Annotated in this window: 18 protein-coding genes; 7 read left to right on the forward strand and 11 right to left on the reverse strand. The window is 58.3% G+C overall.

Annotated elements, in window-relative coordinates:
• Positions 1 to 23: 23 nt before the first annotated feature.
• The 7 genes from CCR96_RS00500 to CCR96_RS00530 all read right to left on the reverse strand — a co-directional run bounded on the left by CCR96_RS00500 (position 24) and on the right by CCR96_RS00530 (position 5642).
• The gene (locus CCR96_RS00500) at positions 24 to 308 is read right to left on the reverse strand and encodes an FAD assembly factor SdhE (RefSeq protein ID WP_274601046.1); all 285 of its coding nucleotides are present in this window, start codon (positions 306 to 308) and stop codon (positions 24 to 26) included.
• A 92-nt stretch (positions 309 to 400) separates the two neighbouring features.
• Positions 401 to 1126 (reverse strand): succinate dehydrogenase iron-sulfur subunit, encoded by a 726-nt coding sequence (locus tag CCR96_RS00505; RefSeq protein WP_201215081.1) that lies wholly within the window; start codon positions 1124 to 1126, stop codon positions 401 to 403.
• An 18-nt stretch (positions 1127 to 1144) separates the two neighbouring features.
• Complete coding sequence (gene sdhA, locus CCR96_RS00510; protein ID WP_201215082.1) at positions 1145 to 2920, reverse strand: succinate dehydrogenase flavoprotein subunit; 1776 nt, start codon at positions 2918 to 2920, stop codon at positions 1145 to 1147.
• A gap of 5 nt (positions 2921 to 2925) precedes the next feature.
• Complete coding sequence (gene sdhD / locus CCR96_RS00515) at positions 2926 to 3267, reverse strand: succinate dehydrogenase, hydrophobic membrane anchor protein (protein ID WP_201215083.1); 342 nt, start codon at positions 3265 to 3267, stop codon at positions 2926 to 2928.
• A complete protein-coding gene (sdhC, locus tag CCR96_RS00520; protein ID WP_201215084.1) occupies positions 3264 to 3638 on the reverse strand; it encodes a succinate dehydrogenase, cytochrome b556 subunit in 375 nt (124 codons plus the stop codon). Before sdhC ends, sdhD begins: the two co-directional genes overlap by 4 nt.
• Positions 3639 to 4000: 362 nt before the next feature.
• Positions 4001 to 4405 carry a hypothetical protein gene (locus CCR96_RS00525; protein WP_201215085.1) on the reverse strand — a complete coding sequence of 135 codons (405 nt, stop codon included), beginning with the start codon at positions 4403 to 4405 and terminating at the stop codon, positions 4001 to 4003.
• A gap of 130 nt (positions 4406 to 4535) precedes the next feature.
• Entirely contained in the window at positions 4536 to 5642 is a 1107-nt protein-coding gene (locus CCR96_RS00530; RefSeq protein ID WP_242518262.1) for a glycosyltransferase, read from the reverse strand.
• A 330-nt stretch (positions 5643 to 5972) separates the two neighbouring features.
• Between CCR96_RS00530 and sat the strand changes: the two genes are divergently transcribed.
• On the forward strand, positions 5973 to 7160 hold the full coding sequence (gene sat, locus CCR96_RS00535; RefSeq protein WP_201215086.1) for a sulfate adenylyltransferase: 1188 nt from the start codon (positions 5973 to 5975) through the stop codon (positions 7158 to 7160).
• A 92-nt stretch (positions 7161 to 7252) separates the two neighbouring features.
• On the opposite strand, the gene CCR96_RS00540 is transcribed toward sat, so the two are convergent.
• Positions 7253 to 7906: a hypothetical protein gene (locus CCR96_RS00540; protein WP_201215087.1), complete on the reverse strand. Its 654-nt coding sequence runs from the start codon at positions 7904 to 7906 to the stop codon at positions 7253 to 7255.
• Between the two features lie 240 nt (positions 7907 to 8146).
• Positions 8147 to 8782, reverse strand: a complete 636-nt coding sequence (locus CCR96_RS00545) for a hypothetical protein (protein ID WP_201215088.1) — start codon at positions 8780 to 8782, stop codon at positions 8147 to 8149.
• A gap of 388 nt (positions 8783 to 9170) precedes the next feature.
• Here CCR96_RS00545 and CCR96_RS00550 point away from each other — a divergent pair, with 388 nt between their 5' ends.
• The 6 genes from CCR96_RS00550 to CCR96_RS00575 all read left to right on the forward strand — a co-directional run bounded on the left by CCR96_RS00550 (position 9171) and on the right by CCR96_RS00575 (position 13783).
• A complete protein-coding gene (locus CCR96_RS00550; RefSeq protein ID WP_201215089.1) occupies positions 9171 to 10022 on the forward strand; it encodes an adenylyl-sulfate reductase in 852 nt (283 codons plus the stop codon).
• Between the two features lie 39 nt (positions 10023 to 10061).
• Entirely contained in the window at positions 10062 to 10544 is a 483-nt protein-coding gene (gene aprB / locus CCR96_RS00555) for an adenylyl-sulfate reductase subunit beta (RefSeq protein WP_201215090.1), read from the forward strand.
• Positions 10544 to 12424, forward strand: coding sequence for an adenylyl-sulfate reductase subunit alpha (gene aprA / locus CCR96_RS00560; RefSeq protein ID WP_201215091.1), 1881 nt, complete (start codon positions 10544 to 10546; stop codon positions 12422 to 12424). The genes aprB and aprA overlap by 1 nt, the downstream gene beginning before the upstream one ends.
• Positions 12425 to 12600: 176 nt before the next feature.
• Positions 12601 to 12951 carry a hypothetical protein gene (locus tag CCR96_RS00565; protein WP_201215092.1) on the forward strand — a complete coding sequence of 117 codons (351 nt, stop codon included), beginning with the start codon at positions 12601 to 12603 and terminating at the stop codon, positions 12949 to 12951.
• 6 nt (positions 12952 to 12957) lie between these two features.
• Positions 12958 to 13467: an FKBP-type peptidyl-prolyl cis-trans isomerase gene (locus CCR96_RS00570; protein ID WP_201215142.1), complete on the forward strand. Its 510-nt coding sequence runs from the start codon at positions 12958 to 12960 to the stop codon at positions 13465 to 13467.
• 154 nt (positions 13468 to 13621) lie between these two features.
• The gene (locus CCR96_RS00575; RefSeq protein ID WP_201215093.1) at positions 13622 to 13783 is read left to right on the forward strand and encodes a hypothetical protein; all 162 of its coding nucleotides are present in this window, start codon (positions 13622 to 13624) and stop codon (positions 13781 to 13783) included.
• 86 nt (positions 13784 to 13869) lie between these two features.
• Here CCR96_RS00575 and CCR96_RS00580 read toward each other — a convergent pair whose 3' ends face one another.
• Together CCR96_RS00580 and cysC are read right to left on the reverse strand one after the other, a co-directional pair.
• Positions 13870 to 14382 (reverse strand): metallophosphoesterase family protein, encoded by a 513-nt coding sequence (locus tag CCR96_RS00580; RefSeq protein ID WP_201215094.1) that lies wholly within the window; start codon positions 14380 to 14382, stop codon positions 13870 to 13872.
• A gap of 74 nt (positions 14383 to 14456) precedes the next feature.
• Positions 14457 to 15122, reverse strand: coding sequence for an adenylyl-sulfate kinase (gene cysC / locus CCR96_RS00585; RefSeq protein WP_201215095.1), 666 nt, complete (start codon positions 15120 to 15122; stop codon positions 14457 to 14459).
• Between the last annotated feature and the right edge of the window lie 863 nt (positions 15123 to 15985).

Genomic DNA, 15985 nt, shown 5'->3' on the forward strand with positions numbered 1-15985 from the left:
CTTGCGGAGAACTCACCTTGATGTCAACGCTCTGCGCCAGCATCGCTCGACGATGTTCGCGGTCCTTCAAGCATGCAGTCTTGAATCGCCGCAACCAGGCGACTGAGCGCGGGATCTGCCGGCACCGCCTGGCCGAGCAGCCAATCCTGCAGAATCTGGTCTTGATAGCCGAGCAAGCGCTCGAAGTCAGCGCTCCCGGCGGAGTCTAGCTCGGCATAGCGCTGATCCAAAAAGCGGTTCAGCAACAGGTCGAGCTCAAGCATGCCGCGCCGGCATTGCCAGCGCAGGCGCTGGATCTGGCGCTCCAAGTCTAAGGCCTCAGCCTGAAAGGACCCAGCGCGACGCTGAGCAAGAGAAGCCGCGCTGCCGCCACACTCACTCACCACTCACCACTCACCACTCAAACCGACTGCTCGAGCATCAGTTCTTTGATCTGACCAATCGCCTTGGTCGGATTCAGACCCTTGGGACAAACCTCGACGCAGTTCATGATGCTATGGCAGCGGAACAGCTTGTACGGTCCTTCCAACGCATCCAACCGCTCCTCGGTGGCCTGATCACGGCTGTCCGCCAGGAAGCGCCAGGACTGCAGCAGCGCCGCGGGACCATGGAACTTGTCCGGGTTCCACCAGAACGATGGGCAGGCCGTCGAGCAACAACCGCAGAGGATGCACTCATAAAGCCCATCGAGTTTCTCGCGGTCTTCGGGCGACTGTCGCACCTCCTGCTCAGGGAGCGGGTCTTTGCGGATCAGATAGGGCTCGACCGCGCGGTATTGCTCGTAGAACTGGGTCATGTCGACAACCAGATCGCGGATCACCGGCCGTCCCGGCAGCGGGCGCACCTGGATCGGCTGCTTCAGGTCCGCGACCGGGGTGATGCAGGCCAGGCAGTTGGTGCCGTTGGCGTTGACGCCGTCGGAGCCACAGACACCCTCGCCGCAGGAATGACGGAAGGCGAAGGTCTCGTCCTGCTCCTTGATCGCGAGCAGGGCCTCGCGCAGCATCATGCCTGGCGCGGCTTCGATCTCGAAGGTCTGCATGTAGGGCTTGGCGCCGGATGCCGCCAAGCTGGAGCCGGTGTCGCTATCGGGCTGGTAACGGTAGACGCTGATCGTGACGGACATGCGTGGTCGGTCCTCCTCTTAATAAACCCGCGGCTTCGGCGGAAAAGACTCAACCGTGAGCGGCTTGGTGCGCACTGGCTTGTAGTCCATGCGATCGCCCTCGCGCAGATAGAGGCTGTGTTTCATCCAGCGCTCGTCGTCGCGCTCCGGAAAATCGACGCGTGAGTGGGCACCGCGGCTCTCATCGCGGTGCAGGGCGGACATCATCGTCGCCATGCCGACATCGACCAGATTGTCCAGCTCGAGTGCCTCGATCCGCGCGGTGTTGAAGGTCTGGCTGTGATCACGGAGGCGAACGCCCTCGACCCGCTCACGCAGCGCCTTGAGCTTTTCGACGCCTTCGGCCATGGTCGGCTGATCGCGGAAGACACCGCAGTGATCCTCCATCAACCGGCGGAGCTCCGCCTTCACATCCGCGACGCGCTCGCCCTCGCCTTGGCGCTCCCAGCGCGCTAGTCGTGCAATCGCCGGCTCAATGTGTGCATCGCGCATCGGTCGGTGATTCGGATGCTCGGCGACATAGCTCAGGATGTCGGTGCCCGCGGCGCGGCCGAAGACCAGGATGTCGAGCAATGAGTTGCCGCCCAGGCGGTTGGCGCCATGCACCGAGACACAGGCACATTCGCCCGCCGCATAGAGCCCCGGCACCACCTCTTCGGGACCATGTCGAGCTGGTGCCACGACCCGCGCATGGCGATCGGTCGGGATGCCGCCCATCGCATAGTGCGCGGTCGGGAACACCGGGATCGGCTCCTTGGCGGGATCGATGCCGAGGAATACCCGACAGATATCGGTGATCCCAGGCAGGCGGTGATGCACGACATCGGCGCCCAGGTGATCGACCTTGAGCAGCACATAGTCCTTGTTGGGTCCGCAGCCACGGCCCTCGCGGATCTCGGTGACGATCGAACGCGAGACCATATCGCGGCTGGCGAGATCCCGCGCCTTGGGCGCGTAGCGCTCCATGAAGCGCTCGCCCTCGCCGTTGACCAGATAGCCACCCTCGCCGCGCGCACCCTCGGTGATCAGCATGCCCTTGCCGGCGACACCAGTGGGATGGAACTGATAGAACTCCATGTCCTGCAGCGGCACCCCGGCGCGCAGCGCCATCGCCATGCCGTCACCGGTATTGATGAAGGCGTTGGTATTGGTGCGGAACACCTGGCCATAGCCGCCAGTGGCGAGCAGCGTGGTCTTGGCTTCGATGATCAGCGGTTCGCCGCTCTCGATGTCCAACACCAACGCGCCAATCGCGACCCCTTCATCGTCGCGAATCAGGTCAACCGCAAAGTACTCGTCGAAGAAGTGGGTCTTGGCGCGCAGGTTCTGCTGATACAGCGTGTGCAGGATGGCGTGGCCGGTGCGATCCGCGGCGGCACAGGTGCGGGCCGCCTGCTCGCCGCCGAAGTTCTGGCTTTGGCCGCCAAAGGCACGCTGGTAGATCTTGCCATTGTCGAGCCGCGAGAACGGCACACCGGCATGCTCGAGCTCGTAGACGGTGGGGATCGCCTCGCGGCACATGGTCTCGATGGCATCCTGATCGCCCAGGTAGTCCGAGCCCTTGACGGTATCGAACATGTGCCAGTGCCAATTATCGGGCAGCGCATTGGCCAGGGCAGCGTTGACACCGCCCTGGGCGGCCACCGTGTGCGAACGGGTTGGAAACACCTTCGAGACCACGGCGACGCGCAGATTAGCAGCGGCAAGGCGCAGCGCGGCGTTGAGACCCGCGCCGCCAGCGCCAATGATCAGCGCATCGAAATGTCGGTGGGGTAGAGAGTGGGCAGCGGGCATAAGGATCAACCAATCTGAACCAAGATCAAGGCCTGCAGCGCCCAGAGGCCGGAGGCGAGGAACACCAGCGCGAACAGCGACAACAGCCCGACACGCAGGCCAATCGGCTTGATGTAGTCGATCAGCACATCACGGATGCCGACCCAGGCATGGGCCAGCAGCAACGGGATGAAGACCAACAGACCAACCGCCACCCAGGGCGAACCTGCCCAAGCGGCCAGCTGGCTATGGTCCTGCGGCGGCGCGAACGCAAAGAAAAGCACCAAGTAGAGCCCGAACAGGCCCAGATAGACGGCACTGACGCGCTGCACGAGCCAGGCCTTGAGACCAGAGGCGCGCCGGCTCATCGCAGCACCACCGCCCCAATCAGGGTCAGTGCCAGGGCGCTAGAGAGTGCCGTCCAAGCCGTCTTACGGGCGCTCGGACGGTCGAGTCCCCAACCGAGATCAAGCGCGAGATAGCGGATACCCGCGAACAGATGATGGAGCAGCGACCAGCCCAGCAGCACGAAGACCAGCTGCCCCAGGGCGCTGCCGGCCAACACCTGGACCGATGCAAACCCAGCACTGCCGGAGAGGGCCTGCGCGAACAGGGCGGCAAAAACCGGAATCGCGAGCACCATCAACAGGCCGCTAACGCGGTGCAAAATCGAGACGACGCCGGGTATCGGCAGCCGGATACGCCAGAACTCGAGGAAAACGGGGCGAGATTTGACCATGAGAGGCTCGCTTGTCTGGAACTTGTCTAGGCTTGTCTGGGATCAGTCAGGCACGCATTTGTGCAGCGCAACAAGATTAGCGGTTCGCGACCGCTAGTGGCAACCTCATCCTTATCAGTGGTATCCCTGCCGCTTATCCAGAGACGCTGGCAGCAACCGTAGCAGCAACAGTGAGATCTGCCGGATGTCGGGTTTCGATTCAGTCTTGTAAAAGCGCGCATTGTCGCCACGCACTTCCTGCACCCTAGGCGAGGCGCCCCGGGACGCTAGCCGACATTGACGCGTAACGCAATACAAAAGCCCCGCACCACCAAGAGCGGCACGGGGCTTTTTAAGCGGCCCAGAGCGGGCCATAGGGGCGGTCAATCGAAGTTGGTGACCTTGAAGGCGTAGAACGGACTGACTCGCTGTTCCTCGGTCCAGCGCAGATAGGCATCGAACTGCTCGGCCATCTGCTCGCTCGGGAACGGCAGCACCTCAGCGGCGGGCTTGCCCTGCTCAAGGTCCCTCAGGGCCTCAAAGGCAGCCAGGCGGCTGAGTCCCCGCGACTTGGTCCAGGCCAGGTAGTCGGCGAACTGCTTGGCCATCACCTTGCTCGGGAATGGGTTGGAGGCGGTATCAATCTGGTGCAGCTCCGAGGCGGTCACCACCGGGCGCGGGGTTTCAAACGCCGGCGCAGTTGAGTGACCGGTTTCGGTTGCGGCTAGGTTTCCGGCCGCGAGCATGGCGAGGCTAAAGCCTCCGGCAATCAAGGTTGGGTAAGACATCGTCGGTCGATCCACAAAGTTCGATAAGATGCCTAAGTATATTAGCGATTTCTAATTTATAGTCCAGACCCACTAGGCAGTAAATTGAAACAATCGGTTGCGAGATGTGTCCAAATGTGACAGCCGGGTCTCAGGCAGCCTTCGGACGTTTCCAGGTGTAGACCGCGGTCACCGCATAGTTCCAGACCGCACCGACCAAGATACCGGCGAGCGCCGACAGCACCCAGAGCGAGTGGGTTTGAAAGATCCAGCTCGCGATACCGACGTTCGCCAAGGCGCCAACGCTGCAAGCCGCGACAAACGAGAGCCAGCCGCGGAGCATGTCCCAGCCGCGCAAGCGCATATCGCTGTAGGTGAACAGGTTGTTGAGGAAGAAATTGGTCGTCATCGCGACCAACGCTGCCGCACTCTGGCCGACCAGGAAACTGGTGCCGAGTCCTTTGAAGCTGAGCCAGAGCACCAGCATGTGCACAAACACACCGCTACCGCCGATCAGCGAGAAGGCAATGAAGCGCGCCGGGATCATCGGACCGACCCACTTCTGGATCAGCATCAGCAGGTACTCCCAGAGCACCGCCTCATCCAACTTGCTCTCGCCGGACTGTCGCGCACGAAACTGGTAGGGCAGCTCGAGAAACCGCAGCGGCCGCGGATAGGTCGCGAACAGATCGAGCAGAATCTTGTAGCCAACCCCGCTCAGCTCTCGCATACATTCCTGCAGCACCTCAGCGCGGAGCATGAAGAAACCGCTCATGGGGTCCTTGAGGTCCGCCTTGATCAGATGTTGCCCGATGCGGGTCGCCACCCGGCTCATCGAGGCACGCTGCGCATCCCAGTCACCCACCTCACCGCCGGCGACGTAACGGCTGCCGATGACAATATCCAGCGGCTCCGCGCGGAGTTTCTCCAACATCGTTGGTAGCAGCGACTCATCGTGCTGCAGATCGGCATCGATCACCGCGATGTAGGGCGCCGAGGTCGCGAGCATCCCTTCGATACAAGCCGACGAGAGGCCGCGGCGGCCAATGCGTTGAATCAACCGCACACGGGGATCTTGGCAGGCCATCGCGCGCACGCGCGCTGCGGTTCCGTCTGGCGAATCGTCGTCGACGAAGATCAGCTCCCAGCTCAGCCCACGCAGCACCGACTGCAGACGATCGACCAGGATGGGAACATTCTCTACCTCGTTAAAGGTCGGAATCACAACGGCGACGATGGGGGTTTGGCAGTCAGTCAAGGAGGTCAGGTCCGGCAGTTGTATCAGGGCAGGAGCCTCAGTCAGGGCCCCACTATACCGGCTCGATACAGACCCCGTGTTGGGACAGTCTCAGTGTCAGCTCCAACCGCATCGGCATCCTGCGCGAGCCAAAAGCCCATAAAGTCGCCTTGCCATGGGCAAAAAAGAATCGCTGAGCGCAACCCTGTGAATTCTGCTAGTTTAACGACCCATATCGATGTTGAAAAAATTATAGCTTAGATAACAAAAGCTTGGGAATTCCTTAACGCTCGCCTGCCGTATCAGCGTTATTCGCAATGTCCCATCTCTGCATACTGAGGAGGCCAACGCATGATCAAGCCAATCGGTTCTGACGAACTCCAACCGCGGTTCGTCTACGACTCCGAACGCCACCATCAGCTCGCCCACGAGGCAGAATCCCTGCCCTCTGTGACGATCAGCTCTCAGGCTGCCGGCAATGCCGTGATGATGGGTGCCGGCTACTTCAGCCCTCTCGAGGGCTTCATGAATCTGGCCGACGCGCTCAGTGTGGCCGAGTCGATGAAGACCATTGACGGTCGCTTCTTCCCGGTGCCTGTGCTCTGCCTGCTGGAGTCCGCGGACGCCATTGAGGGCGCCGAGCGGATTGCGCTGCGCGACCCGAACGTCGAGGGCAACCCGGTGCTGGCGGTGATGGAGGTCAAGGCGATCGAGACCGTCTCCGACGACCAGATGGCACGGATGACGGAGAAGGTCTATCGAACCAACGACCCTGAGCATCCCGGGGTGAAGACCTTCCACAGCCAGGGGCGAACGGCGATCTCGGGGCCGATCCATGTCTTGAGCTTCTCGTACTTTCAAAACGACTTTCCGGATACATTCCGGACAGCGGTCGAGATCCGTCACCAGATCCAGGAGCATGGCTGGAAGAAAACCGTTGCCTTCCAGACCCGTAACCCGATGCACCGCGCCCACGAAGAGTTGTGCAAGATGGCGATGGAAGCGGTTGGCGGCGATGGCATCGTGATTCACATGCTGCTCGGCCAGCTCAAGCCCGGCGATATTCCGGCTCCGGTCCGCGACGCCGCGATTCGCAAGATGGCCGAACTCTACTTCCCGCCTAACACCGTCATGATTACCGGCTACGGCTTCGACATGCTCTACGCGGGTCCGCGTGAGGCCGTGCTGCATGCCTATTTCCGACAAAACATGGGCGCAACGCACTTTATCATTGGCCGCGATCACGCAGGGATCGGGGATTACTATGGGGCCTTCGATGCCCAGAGCATCTTCGATGAGGAGGTGCCTGAGGGGGCGCTCGATATCGAGGTATTTCGCGCCGATCACACCGCCTACTCGAAGAAGCTCAACCGAGTGGTGATGATGCGCGACGCCCCAGACCACAGTAAGGAAGACTTCATCTTGTTATCAGGGACGAAGGTCAGAGAGATGTTGGGTCGCGGTGAGGCGCCGCCACCTGAGTTCTCGCGGCCCGAAGTCGCACAGATCCTGATGGATTATTACCAATCGATCAGCTAAATCCGCTCACGTCAATAGCCGGTCACCACCCTGGACGATAAAGCGCTGACTTCTGGTTAAAACGGCCACCTCGCACAAGAGGTGGCCCGGTGTCACAGGTACAGGACGCCGTCTCTGCGGTCTAGAAGCGAAACCTGCTCCCCTGATGCACCTCTCAGCCGCGCTTCGGCTCGAATGGCATTGACGACCCTCTGATCCGCGATCTCCGGGTAGAGCGGGAAGAATCGCTCAACCTCTAAGGCATAAGGTCTTGCCGCGAGTTCGAGTCGCCTCCGGTCTTCGCGCTGCAATCCATGTAACATCAATAGACGCGTCGACTGCCTCATCAGATAGCGCTGGCATAGCTGGCGCTGCTCCTCATCCCTCCAGTCCTCTCTCAGCAAGAAAACGGGAAACGGATCGGACTCATCTGGTTGCCGCTGGAACCAGCGAGCACGCGGCTTAGAGCCGGCCCTTGCGGCGACCAGTCGCTCAACCTGGTAATTGACTGGCGCCTCGCAACGATCTTGCTCATCTCGAGTCCTGTCGATTGGCATCACCGCCGCTGGTAGCGCAGTCCACTCCGGCCGAGACGGAAACAACGCCATGTAATCGGCTTCTGTGCAAGAAAAGATCAGCGCCAAGGGAGACTGGTCCTCAGCATCAAGCAGCCAATACTCATAGTTGTCAGCCGATGGGAATGGCAAACAGGCTGTTGTCAGGAAAGCCGCAAGCTCAATGATCCGTTCATCGCTGTTTTCATACATCGAAGACGTTTGCTCTGCTATCGCCCTTAACTCGTCGTTGCCGATACTTGCAACTCTCGTAAAGGCCCCCTTTGCTTTGAGTCCAGCCGCACCCTCGCGAGCCTTAGCTGCACGGAGAAAGTGAATCTCCCAACGTACACCATCCATCGTAATCGCCCTAGCGCGGTCAGACTCTGCGATCTGCACCTGACCGGAGTAAGGCGGGAGAAGTCGCTGGGAGAAGGCTTTCATCATCGCGAGTCACCAACCGCGAGGCTCATCAGATAACAAGACACCCAAATAAGGCGCATAGGTTAATACCGCGCCCTGAGTAACGCCGACCGCCGAAAACGCATGCACGACGCGGTCGAGATGAGATTCGTTCTGTGGGTCTGCTTTCAGCGCTTCTAAAGCAAGAATCAAAGGACCAATCGCTTCGGCATCCAGATAAGTCGTCAGCATACGCATTGCATCATCGACCTTCTCAGCGTCGACCTCATGCCTTGCCCTTGCAGCCTCATCGGCATTTGACGTATCGAAATCTGGCGCTTCCTCATCACTATTTCCGGCAAACATCTGCCGGTTGGCAGACGCTTTCAGACCGGCAAAAGCGTTGTATTCCTCCTGTGCTCTTTGTTTAAGGCTACTCACGAAATCATTGAACTGAGCCGTGTTAGGCCGCCCCGAATAGAGTGACAGGAGGGTTTCGCCATTCACGCGACTGGTGAACTCCAAGCGAGACTTCTTGATCACCGGCTCGGGGTTCAGCACGGTTAGCATCACCCTGAGTTTCTCTTCTCTCCAGGGTGACTTGATGCACACCCTGACTTCGTCATCGACGATGTCCAACTCTTGTGTGACCAGAAATCGATGTTTTTGTACAAGTCGCGTTAGCATAGTGAACGATCCAGAGAGAATCTTAGCCAGACAGAAGCCGTATCCAGCCACCTGCTGAGCGAGGGTCTGCCAAAGACAGCATACCGGTTAGCCCGTTAGCCAGGCATCTTCTTCACCCGTCAGCCCTCATCAGGTTGCTATCAAAAGCGAACGCTCTTGATTCCGTTCTGCGTCTGTGTCGCGCAGCAGCAAGGCCTTGCCGTCGATGCTGCGCGGTCATTGTGCCGCCCACAGCCAGCACTAGGCAAGCTTTAAGCACATGTAAATATTATATTTTTTCTCCACTCAGGAAGTTTTATATGACCCAAAAAAAGATTGACTTGTATGCCGATAAGGGATCATCCACGATGTTCCGTTCGGAAACCCGGAACAGAGGAAACCGACGTCGATGTTCACCACAAATCCTTTTGCTGAAGTATCAACCTTCATTCCGACTGCAGTCATGCAGGGCTACATCATTCTGATGGTCCTGCTGGTCGCCGGCGGAACGGTCGTAGACATGGTGCTCAAGAAGAACGCCAAGTACTTTTTCGAGAACGCCCGCAAGGCAAAGACACAAGCTAAACGTACAGTGGGCGGGGCGGAGAAAACATCCCTCGCTGTTCAAACGCTCGCCAAGGAGGTTCTAACCTCGGGCGAGTTCGCTAACCCCCAACGCAGGCTCTCGCACCTATTCACGATGTACGGGTTCATCCTGTTCGTTGTGACCACAGCGATCCTTATCTTTGGGTATCCGACTGCGGCTGATCAAGCCCCCGCTATTTTGGCGCTGTTGTGGCATCTGGGCGCCCTGATGCTCTGTTTCGGCGGCTACTGGTTCTGGTTCCGTATCCGCGTCGACGTCTCTGCAGAAGGCAATCCTTGGTATCGGATCGTGCGGGCGGACATGTTCATCCTGTCTCTACTGGCGATGGCAACATTCGGGTTGATTTGGTCGATCTTGCAGTCGGGCGGCGCCAGCGGGCTTGACACCTTGTTCTTTGTGCTGTTCATCGCCGCGACTACCTTCCTGTTCGGCACTGTGTACTGGTCGAAATTTGCGCACATGTTCTTCAAACCGGCGGCCGCGTACCAGAAGCGCGTGATCAAGGCCGATGGGTCGAGGGAAAATTTGCCTGAGATTCCCGAACTCACTGACCCCGAGGTAAAAGAGATGTACCCGGATATCCCTGAGTACATGGGCGACAAACCACCGTACATGGGGCTTGGCATCAATCGGGAAGCACCGAGTCACTATTGATCAGGCACTCGCCGACGAACAACCACTAGGGGTAATAGAATGCCAACTTTTGTCTATATGACTCGTTGCGACGGCTGCGGCAACTGCGTTGATATCTGCCCGTCCGACATCATGCACATCGATAAGACCACGCGACGCGCTTACAATATCGAGCCAAACATGTGCTGGGAGTGTTATTCCTGTGTCAAGGCTTGCCCACATCAGGCGATTGACGTTCGCGGCTACGCCGACTTTGCTCCACTTGGCCACTCGGTGCGAGTGATTCGAGACGAAGAAAAAGGGGTGATCGCCTGGCGAATCAAATTCCGCAATGGCAAAAAGGATATGAATTTGCTGGCGCCGATCACGACGAAACCTTGGGGCAAACATATCCCCAAGCTCGCCGACGAACCCGCACCGAGCAATGAAGCGCGCGACAGCCAACTGCTGTTCAACGAGCCAAAGTACATCCGTCTCGACGATGGTGGCTTGCATACGCTCAAGTCTAACGGCCTAAAAATGAAAGAGGGGGTGTACTACTGATGGCTCACGAAACAATCGTCGAAGACGGCATTGACGTCCTGGTTGTTGGTGCGGGTCTGGGAGGCACTGGCGCAGCCTTTGAAGCGAGATACTGGGGTAAAGACAAAAAGATCGTTATTGCCGAGAAGGCGAATATCGACCGCTCCGGCGCCGTTGCGCAGGGTCTCTACGCCATCAACTGCTATATGGGAACCCGATTCGGAGAGAACAACCCGGAAGATCATGTGCGTTATGCGCGCATTGACCTGATGGGCATGGTTCGCGAAGACCTCCTGTTTGACATGGCTCGCCACGTCGATTCAACTGTGCATCAGTTTGAGGAATGGGGTCTGCCCCTGATGCGGAATCCGAAGACGGGCGCCTATCAGCGCGAAGGGCGCTGGCAGATCATGATTCACGGCGAATCCTACAAGCCCATCGTCGCCGAGGCGGCGAAGAAATCGGCGGACAAGGTCTTCAATCGTATCTGCGTCACCCATCTGCTCATGGACGAGGCCCAGGAGAACCGGGTCGCTGGCGCCGTCGGCTTCAACGTCCGGACCGGCAACTACCACGTCTTCAAGTCCAAGACCGTGATCGTTGGTGCCGGTGGCGCATCGAACATCTTCAAGCCCCGCTCGGTCGGAGAAGGTGCCGGTCGCGTCTGGTACGCACCTTGGTCATCAGGCTCCGCCTATGGTCTGCTGATCGAGGCCGGCGCCAAGATGACGCAGATGGAAAACCGGATTGTTCTGGCGCGCTTCAAGGATGGCTACGGTCCGGTTGGCGCATACTTCCTGCATCTCAAAACCTATACCCAGAATGGCCTGGGCGAAGAGTACGAATCCAAGTGGTTCCCCGCGCTCCAGGAGATGGTGGGTAAGGAATATCTGGACGTGGAGGCTTCGCACAGAACCCATCGCCCGATCCCAACCTGTCTGCGCAACCACGCGTTCATCAATGAGGTCAATGCCGGTCGCGGCCCGATCCACATGGTCACCATGGAGGCCTTCCAGGACCCGCATCTCGAAGAGATCGGCTGGCACAACTTCCTCGGCATGACGGTTGGTCAGGCCGTCCTCTGGGCCGCAACAGATGTCGATCCGAAGTACGAGAATCCTGAGTTGACGACATCAGAGCCTTACGTGATGGGCTCTCATGCGACCGGCTGCGGTGCCTGGTGCTCCGGTCCTGAAGATGTGTCACCGGATGAGTACTTCTGGGGCTACAACCGAATGACGACAGTCGCTGGTCTGTTTGGCGCTGGTGATGCCGTCGGCGGTACCCCACATGCCTTCTCTTCCGGCTCCTTCACGGAAGGTCGCCTGGCCGCCAAGGCTGCCTGCAAGTACATCGACGATGGCAAGGCAGAAGGCATTATGATCTCTGAGGCTCAGATCAATCGGCGCAAGGAGGAGATCTTCAAGCCGATGGAGCATTACAAGATCTACCGCAATGAGATCACCGCCGGCTCGGTCAACCCGAACTACATCAACCCGCGTCAAGGCCTCGATCGCTTACAGAAGTTGATGGACGAGTACGCTGGTGGTGTCACGGTCAACTACATGACCAATGAAAAGCTGCTCAACATCGGTCTGAAGAAGATCAAGCTACTCGAGGAAGATCTCGACAAGATCGCAGCGGAAGATATCCATGAACTGATGCGGGCATGGGAACTGAAGCATCGCATGCGGACGTCCGAGTCCGTGTTGCAGCACACGCTGTTCCGCAAGGAGACGCGTTGGCCCGGCTACTACTACCGCGGTGACGCAATGAAGCTGGATGATGAGAACTGGCATGTGCTGACGGTCTCGCATCGCGATCCGAAAACGGGTGAATACACCATGGAGAAGGCGCCTTGCTACCACTTGGTGGACGAGGCTGAGGCCGAGGCGGCCTAAGACTCCAGCCGGATGTCGGCTGAGATAACCGTGCCCCCGAACAATCGGGGGCTATTCAGTAAGCGATAAGATCAACGGCGGGTTTGTTGGTCTTTTTTTTCGAGCGAGCCAAAGCGCCTGCCGCGGCAAGTAGATCCGGACCCGCCGCCGCTTGATCTACTGATTGAGATGAGCCGATGAACATCATTCAAAAAACAGACGATGAGTTACTGGAGATCGCCATCCCCATGTGGGATGACCTCATTAAGTACTCAAATAAGGGGCAATATGGAAAGTTTATCCGCAACTTTTCCTACAATCTGTTGCTCGGACTAAACGAAGTAGAGGTTGGCAAGCAGTTCGCAAAAAGTGAGCTAACACGGAGCCTATCACCAGACTACGATGTGCTCGGCTTTATTCGTCGTGGCGAGCATGTCAGCTGTTTGTTTAGAGTCCGCAGCACCAAGAAAGAAGGCGAATGGCTCGGGCGCATGGTCCTGGGCTACGAGGAAGGCGAAGTCAAGATCTTTGCCGCATCTGTTTTTTAAATGACCATGCCCGCGATTATTGAAGACAACAAGTACGTCGAGTTGACATACCAGGTCATCGACAAAAAAACGGGAAGCGTCTTGACCCAGGTCGAATTCCCTGTCGGTTATGTGCATGGCGCCAATGAGGTATTATCACCTGCTGTCAGCGCCGAACTGAAGGGAAAAGCCGTGGGTGACATCATTGAAGTTCCAATTGACTGCAATGAATTATATGGCCCAAGAGACGAGTCCCTGGTCGTGACAGACTATATCGAGAATGTCCCCGAGGAATACCGCGAGGTCGGCACGACGATCACGATGGAGAATGCTAAGGGTGAGACCAAGAGCTTCCTGGTCACCCGTAAAGACGATAAAACCTTAACGATCGATGGCAATAACCCGCTGTGCGGTAGAGAAGTGATTTTTCGACTGGAGATCATCGAGGTACGGGACGCGACCGACGAGGAGATAGAAGCGGGCGGCAAGCTCGATGAAGGCCCCAACCTGGAAGGAAGCCTCCGCAAACTCCACTGACGCGATCCAGAACCACAAAGTCCCGGATTCGACCAGCCCGGCGCGCCCTTGTAGCCCGGACGGGGCCGAATTCTCATTAAAGCGTCAGTCTTTCGGGAGGGGCTGACGGCAGCGATCCGATCCTCCCGTTATCACCCACGAGTAGAGGTCTTTTATGAGCGAAGCACCGAAAAGCCGGCCAAAGGTTCCCGAGGGCAGCGCGCGCTATTTGATCACGCGCCAGAAGAGTGCCAATGACAAAGGGTTTGTTGGCTACGACACGATCTGGGAGTCGTTTCAGAAAGAGAAAAAATACTCAACGCCCAAACGCCCGTAAACGAAGCGGCCACGCGGCAAGGACTCGCCGCGCGGCCAAAGGCTGTCTATGGACTCGCCATCGACGGTCTATGGAATCCTCTGCACTCACTCGAGTCGCTGGAGATCGAAGTCCATGGTCTCGAGATCACCAAAGATCCATGTCGCAGAAGGAGCGCCGAGACCGGCCACGGTGCCAGGATTGACGAGCCAAGTCATGCCACCTTTCACATTATCTAGGCATCGGATCTCTGGCTCATGACTGTGTCCACAACAGACTAAGTCGTGATCACCGGCACGCGCAAAGGCCTGCCCAATATGCGGATAGTGCGTCATGAAAATGCAGCGCCCCGCCAACTCCAGGTTGGCATCGTTGCCATAGTAGGAAAGCTGCCCCTCTGAGCGACACGCCAAGCGCGATATCGAGACCGGATCGCCGAGATTGTTGCCATGGATCACATGAATCGGAAGATTCAGTTTAAGTGACGCGAGCAGCGTGTTTGTTCCAATCAGGTCGCCGCAATGCAGAACGCATTCTGCGCCCCGTGTCTTGGCTTCAGCAATCGCGGTCGCAAGCATGGGACCACGATCATGGCTATCCGAAACAATGCAGATCTTCATGCAACACACTCAGTTAATGTGAATCTTGCGCGATTCATCTGCCGGGGTGGTGAAGCTCCATGAGCATTAGAAGCTCAGGTCGCGGAGGCCTTTAAGATGCCCCGGCCCACCAGATAGTCAATGACCTCCCCCGCCAGTGCTTCGGGTGTCTGCTCGCTCGCCTTCAGGGTCAGTTCAGGTGAATCTGGAGCCTCGTAGGGGTCATCGATGCCGGTGAAGTGGCTGATCTCCCCGGCACGCGCCTTCTTATACAGGCCTTTGGGATCGCGCTGCTCGCAGACATCGAGCGGCGTATCGACGAAGACCTCGATGAAATCGCCATCGCGCATCGTCGCCCGTACGCGATCACGGTCTACGCGGTAGGGACTGATAAAGGCCGTCAGCGCGATCGTGCCCGCCTCGCAGAACAACTGAGCCACGGCACCGATCCGACGGATGTTCTCTTCTCGATCAACAGCCGAAAAGCCCAAACCGAAGCGCTCTGCGAACTCGTCGCCATGGGTCTCCTTGAGGATGTTCCGGCCGGCATTCAGGCCGTGTCGGACATTGTCACCGTCAAGCACTGCACTCTTCACCCCACGCGCTGCGAGCATGTGGTCGAGCACATTCGCCAGCGTGCTTTTGCCCGAGCCGCTGAGACCGGTAAACCAGATCACGCACCCACGGTGGCCATGCAACCGCTCACGCTCTTCACGAGTCACCCGGTGCTCGTGCCAAGTGATGTTGGTATCGTTCTCCATCTACTCTAGATTCCCGTGACAAGGGATCGGCCTGCCGGACGCAGTTCCGATCGCGATTTGATTAAAAAAGCGCTGTCGCGAGACAGCCGCAAATGACCGCGCAACGAGTATACAAGCAGTCTACCAAAAGCTGCACCAAGTGATCCGCGCCGTGATCCGCGCCGGCTCGCACCTGAGCATCGAAATCAAGCATCCAGAATGCCAGCAAAGGCTACTGCAGGCCTCGGACTCTGGCAATCAGGATCGCTTACTGGGAGTCCTGCGATGGGCCCACCCCTCGATTTGTCTCAGCAAGGCGCAAGTTCTCGATGAAGCAGCCCTCCAGATCAATCGCAGCCGACCGCCAGACGCCTTGGCTCAGGAGCGCGACGGGTTCAGGAGCACGCCGCTAACCGAGCCTATCGGCACCTGAAGACGGGCTGAAAGCGTGACTCAGACCACAGTCCAGAGAACATTCAAGCAACCGTCCTAGACAAACAAGGGTTAGTGAATTAGTATTTGCTTATTCACTAACAAAACGGAGCTTGGCCATGTTGACCAATTGCCGAACGATGCGCGCTGCCGTGATACTCTCCGCACTCCTGCTGGCTACAGGTGTTCTACTTGGCGTCATCGCCATGATGACACCGCTCGCGGTACCGACGAGCCAACTCGCCTTGGTGCTAGTACTGTCCGCAGCGCTACTTCTAGCCGTGACCTTCCTGGTTGCTCTGATCCCTGGCGTTTCACGGCACATGGACGAATGTCGCCATTAGAGTCGCGCTTGGAACCGCACTTGGAATCACCTAGACAGGATCGCCAGGCCCTGATGCCTCGCGCGTCGAGAAGACGCCGATAAGCATCGGGCCTCAACTCCGGCAACG

Source organism: Halochromatium roseum, from assembly GCF_016653315.1.
In the GTDB taxonomy this organism is placed as follows: domain Bacteria; phylum Pseudomonadota; class Gammaproteobacteria; order Chromatiales; family Chromatiaceae; genus Lamprobacter; species Lamprobacter roseus.

What these genes read in the sequence shown, in the direction of transcription:
- CCR96_RS00505 (WP_201215081.1), bottom strand. Translation starts at nt 1,126, where the DNA reads ATGTCCGTCACGATCAGCGTCTACCGTTACCAGCCCGATAGCGACACC.
- sdhA (WP_201215082.1), bottom strand. Translation starts at nt 2,920, where the DNA reads ATGCCCGCTGCCCACTCTCTACCCCACCGACATTTCGATGCGCTGATC.
- sdhD (WP_201215083.1), bottom strand. Translation starts at nt 3,267, where the DNA reads ATGAGCCGGCGCGCCTCTGGTCTCAAGGCCTGGCTCGTGCAGCGCGTC.
- sdhC (WP_201215084.1), bottom strand. Translation starts at nt 3,638, where the DNA reads ATGGTCAAATCTCGCCCCGTTTTCCTCGAGTTCTGGCGTATCCGGCTG.
- CCR96_RS00525 (WP_201215085.1), bottom strand. Translation starts at nt 4,405, where the DNA reads ATGTCTTACCCAACCTTGATTGCCGGAGGCTTTAGCCTCGCCATGCTC.
- sat (WP_201215086.1), top strand. Translation starts at nt 5,973, where the DNA reads ATGATCAAGCCAATCGGTTCTGACGAACTCCAACCGCGGTTCGTCTAC.
- CCR96_RS00540 (WP_201215087.1), bottom strand. Translation starts at nt 7,906, where the DNA reads ATGTATGAAAACAGCGATGAACGGATCATTGAGCTTGCGGCTTTCCTG.
- CCR96_RS00545 (WP_201215088.1), bottom strand. Translation starts at nt 8,782, where the DNA reads ATGCTAACGCGACTTGTACAAAAACATCGATTTCTGGTCACACAAGAG.
- CCR96_RS00550 (WP_201215089.1), top strand. Translation starts at nt 9,171, where the DNA reads ATGTTCACCACAAATCCTTTTGCTGAAGTATCAACCTTCATTCCGACT.
- aprB (WP_201215090.1), top strand. Translation starts at nt 10,062, where the DNA reads ATGCCAACTTTTGTCTATATGACTCGTTGCGACGGCTGCGGCAACTGC.
- aprA (WP_201215091.1), top strand. Translation starts at nt 10,544, where the DNA reads ATGGCTCACGAAACAATCGTCGAAGACGGCATTGACGTCCTGGTTGTT.
- CCR96_RS00565 (WP_201215092.1), top strand. Translation starts at nt 12,601, where the DNA reads ATGAACATCATTCAAAAAACAGACGATGAGTTACTGGAGATCGCCATC.
- CCR96_RS00570 (WP_201215142.1), top strand. Translation starts at nt 12,958, where the DNA reads ATGCCCGCGATTATTGAAGACAACAAGTACGTCGAGTTGACATACCAG.
- CCR96_RS00575 (WP_201215093.1), top strand. Translation starts at nt 13,622, where the DNA reads ATGAGCGAAGCACCGAAAAGCCGGCCAAAGGTTCCCGAGGGCAGCGCG.
- CCR96_RS00580 (WP_201215094.1), bottom strand. Translation starts at nt 14,382, where the DNA reads ATGAAGATCTGCATTGTTTCGGATAGCCATGATCGTGGTCCCATGCTT.
- cysC (WP_201215095.1), bottom strand. Translation starts at nt 15,122, where the DNA reads ATGGAGAACGATACCAACATCACTTGGCACGAGCACCGGGTGACTCGT.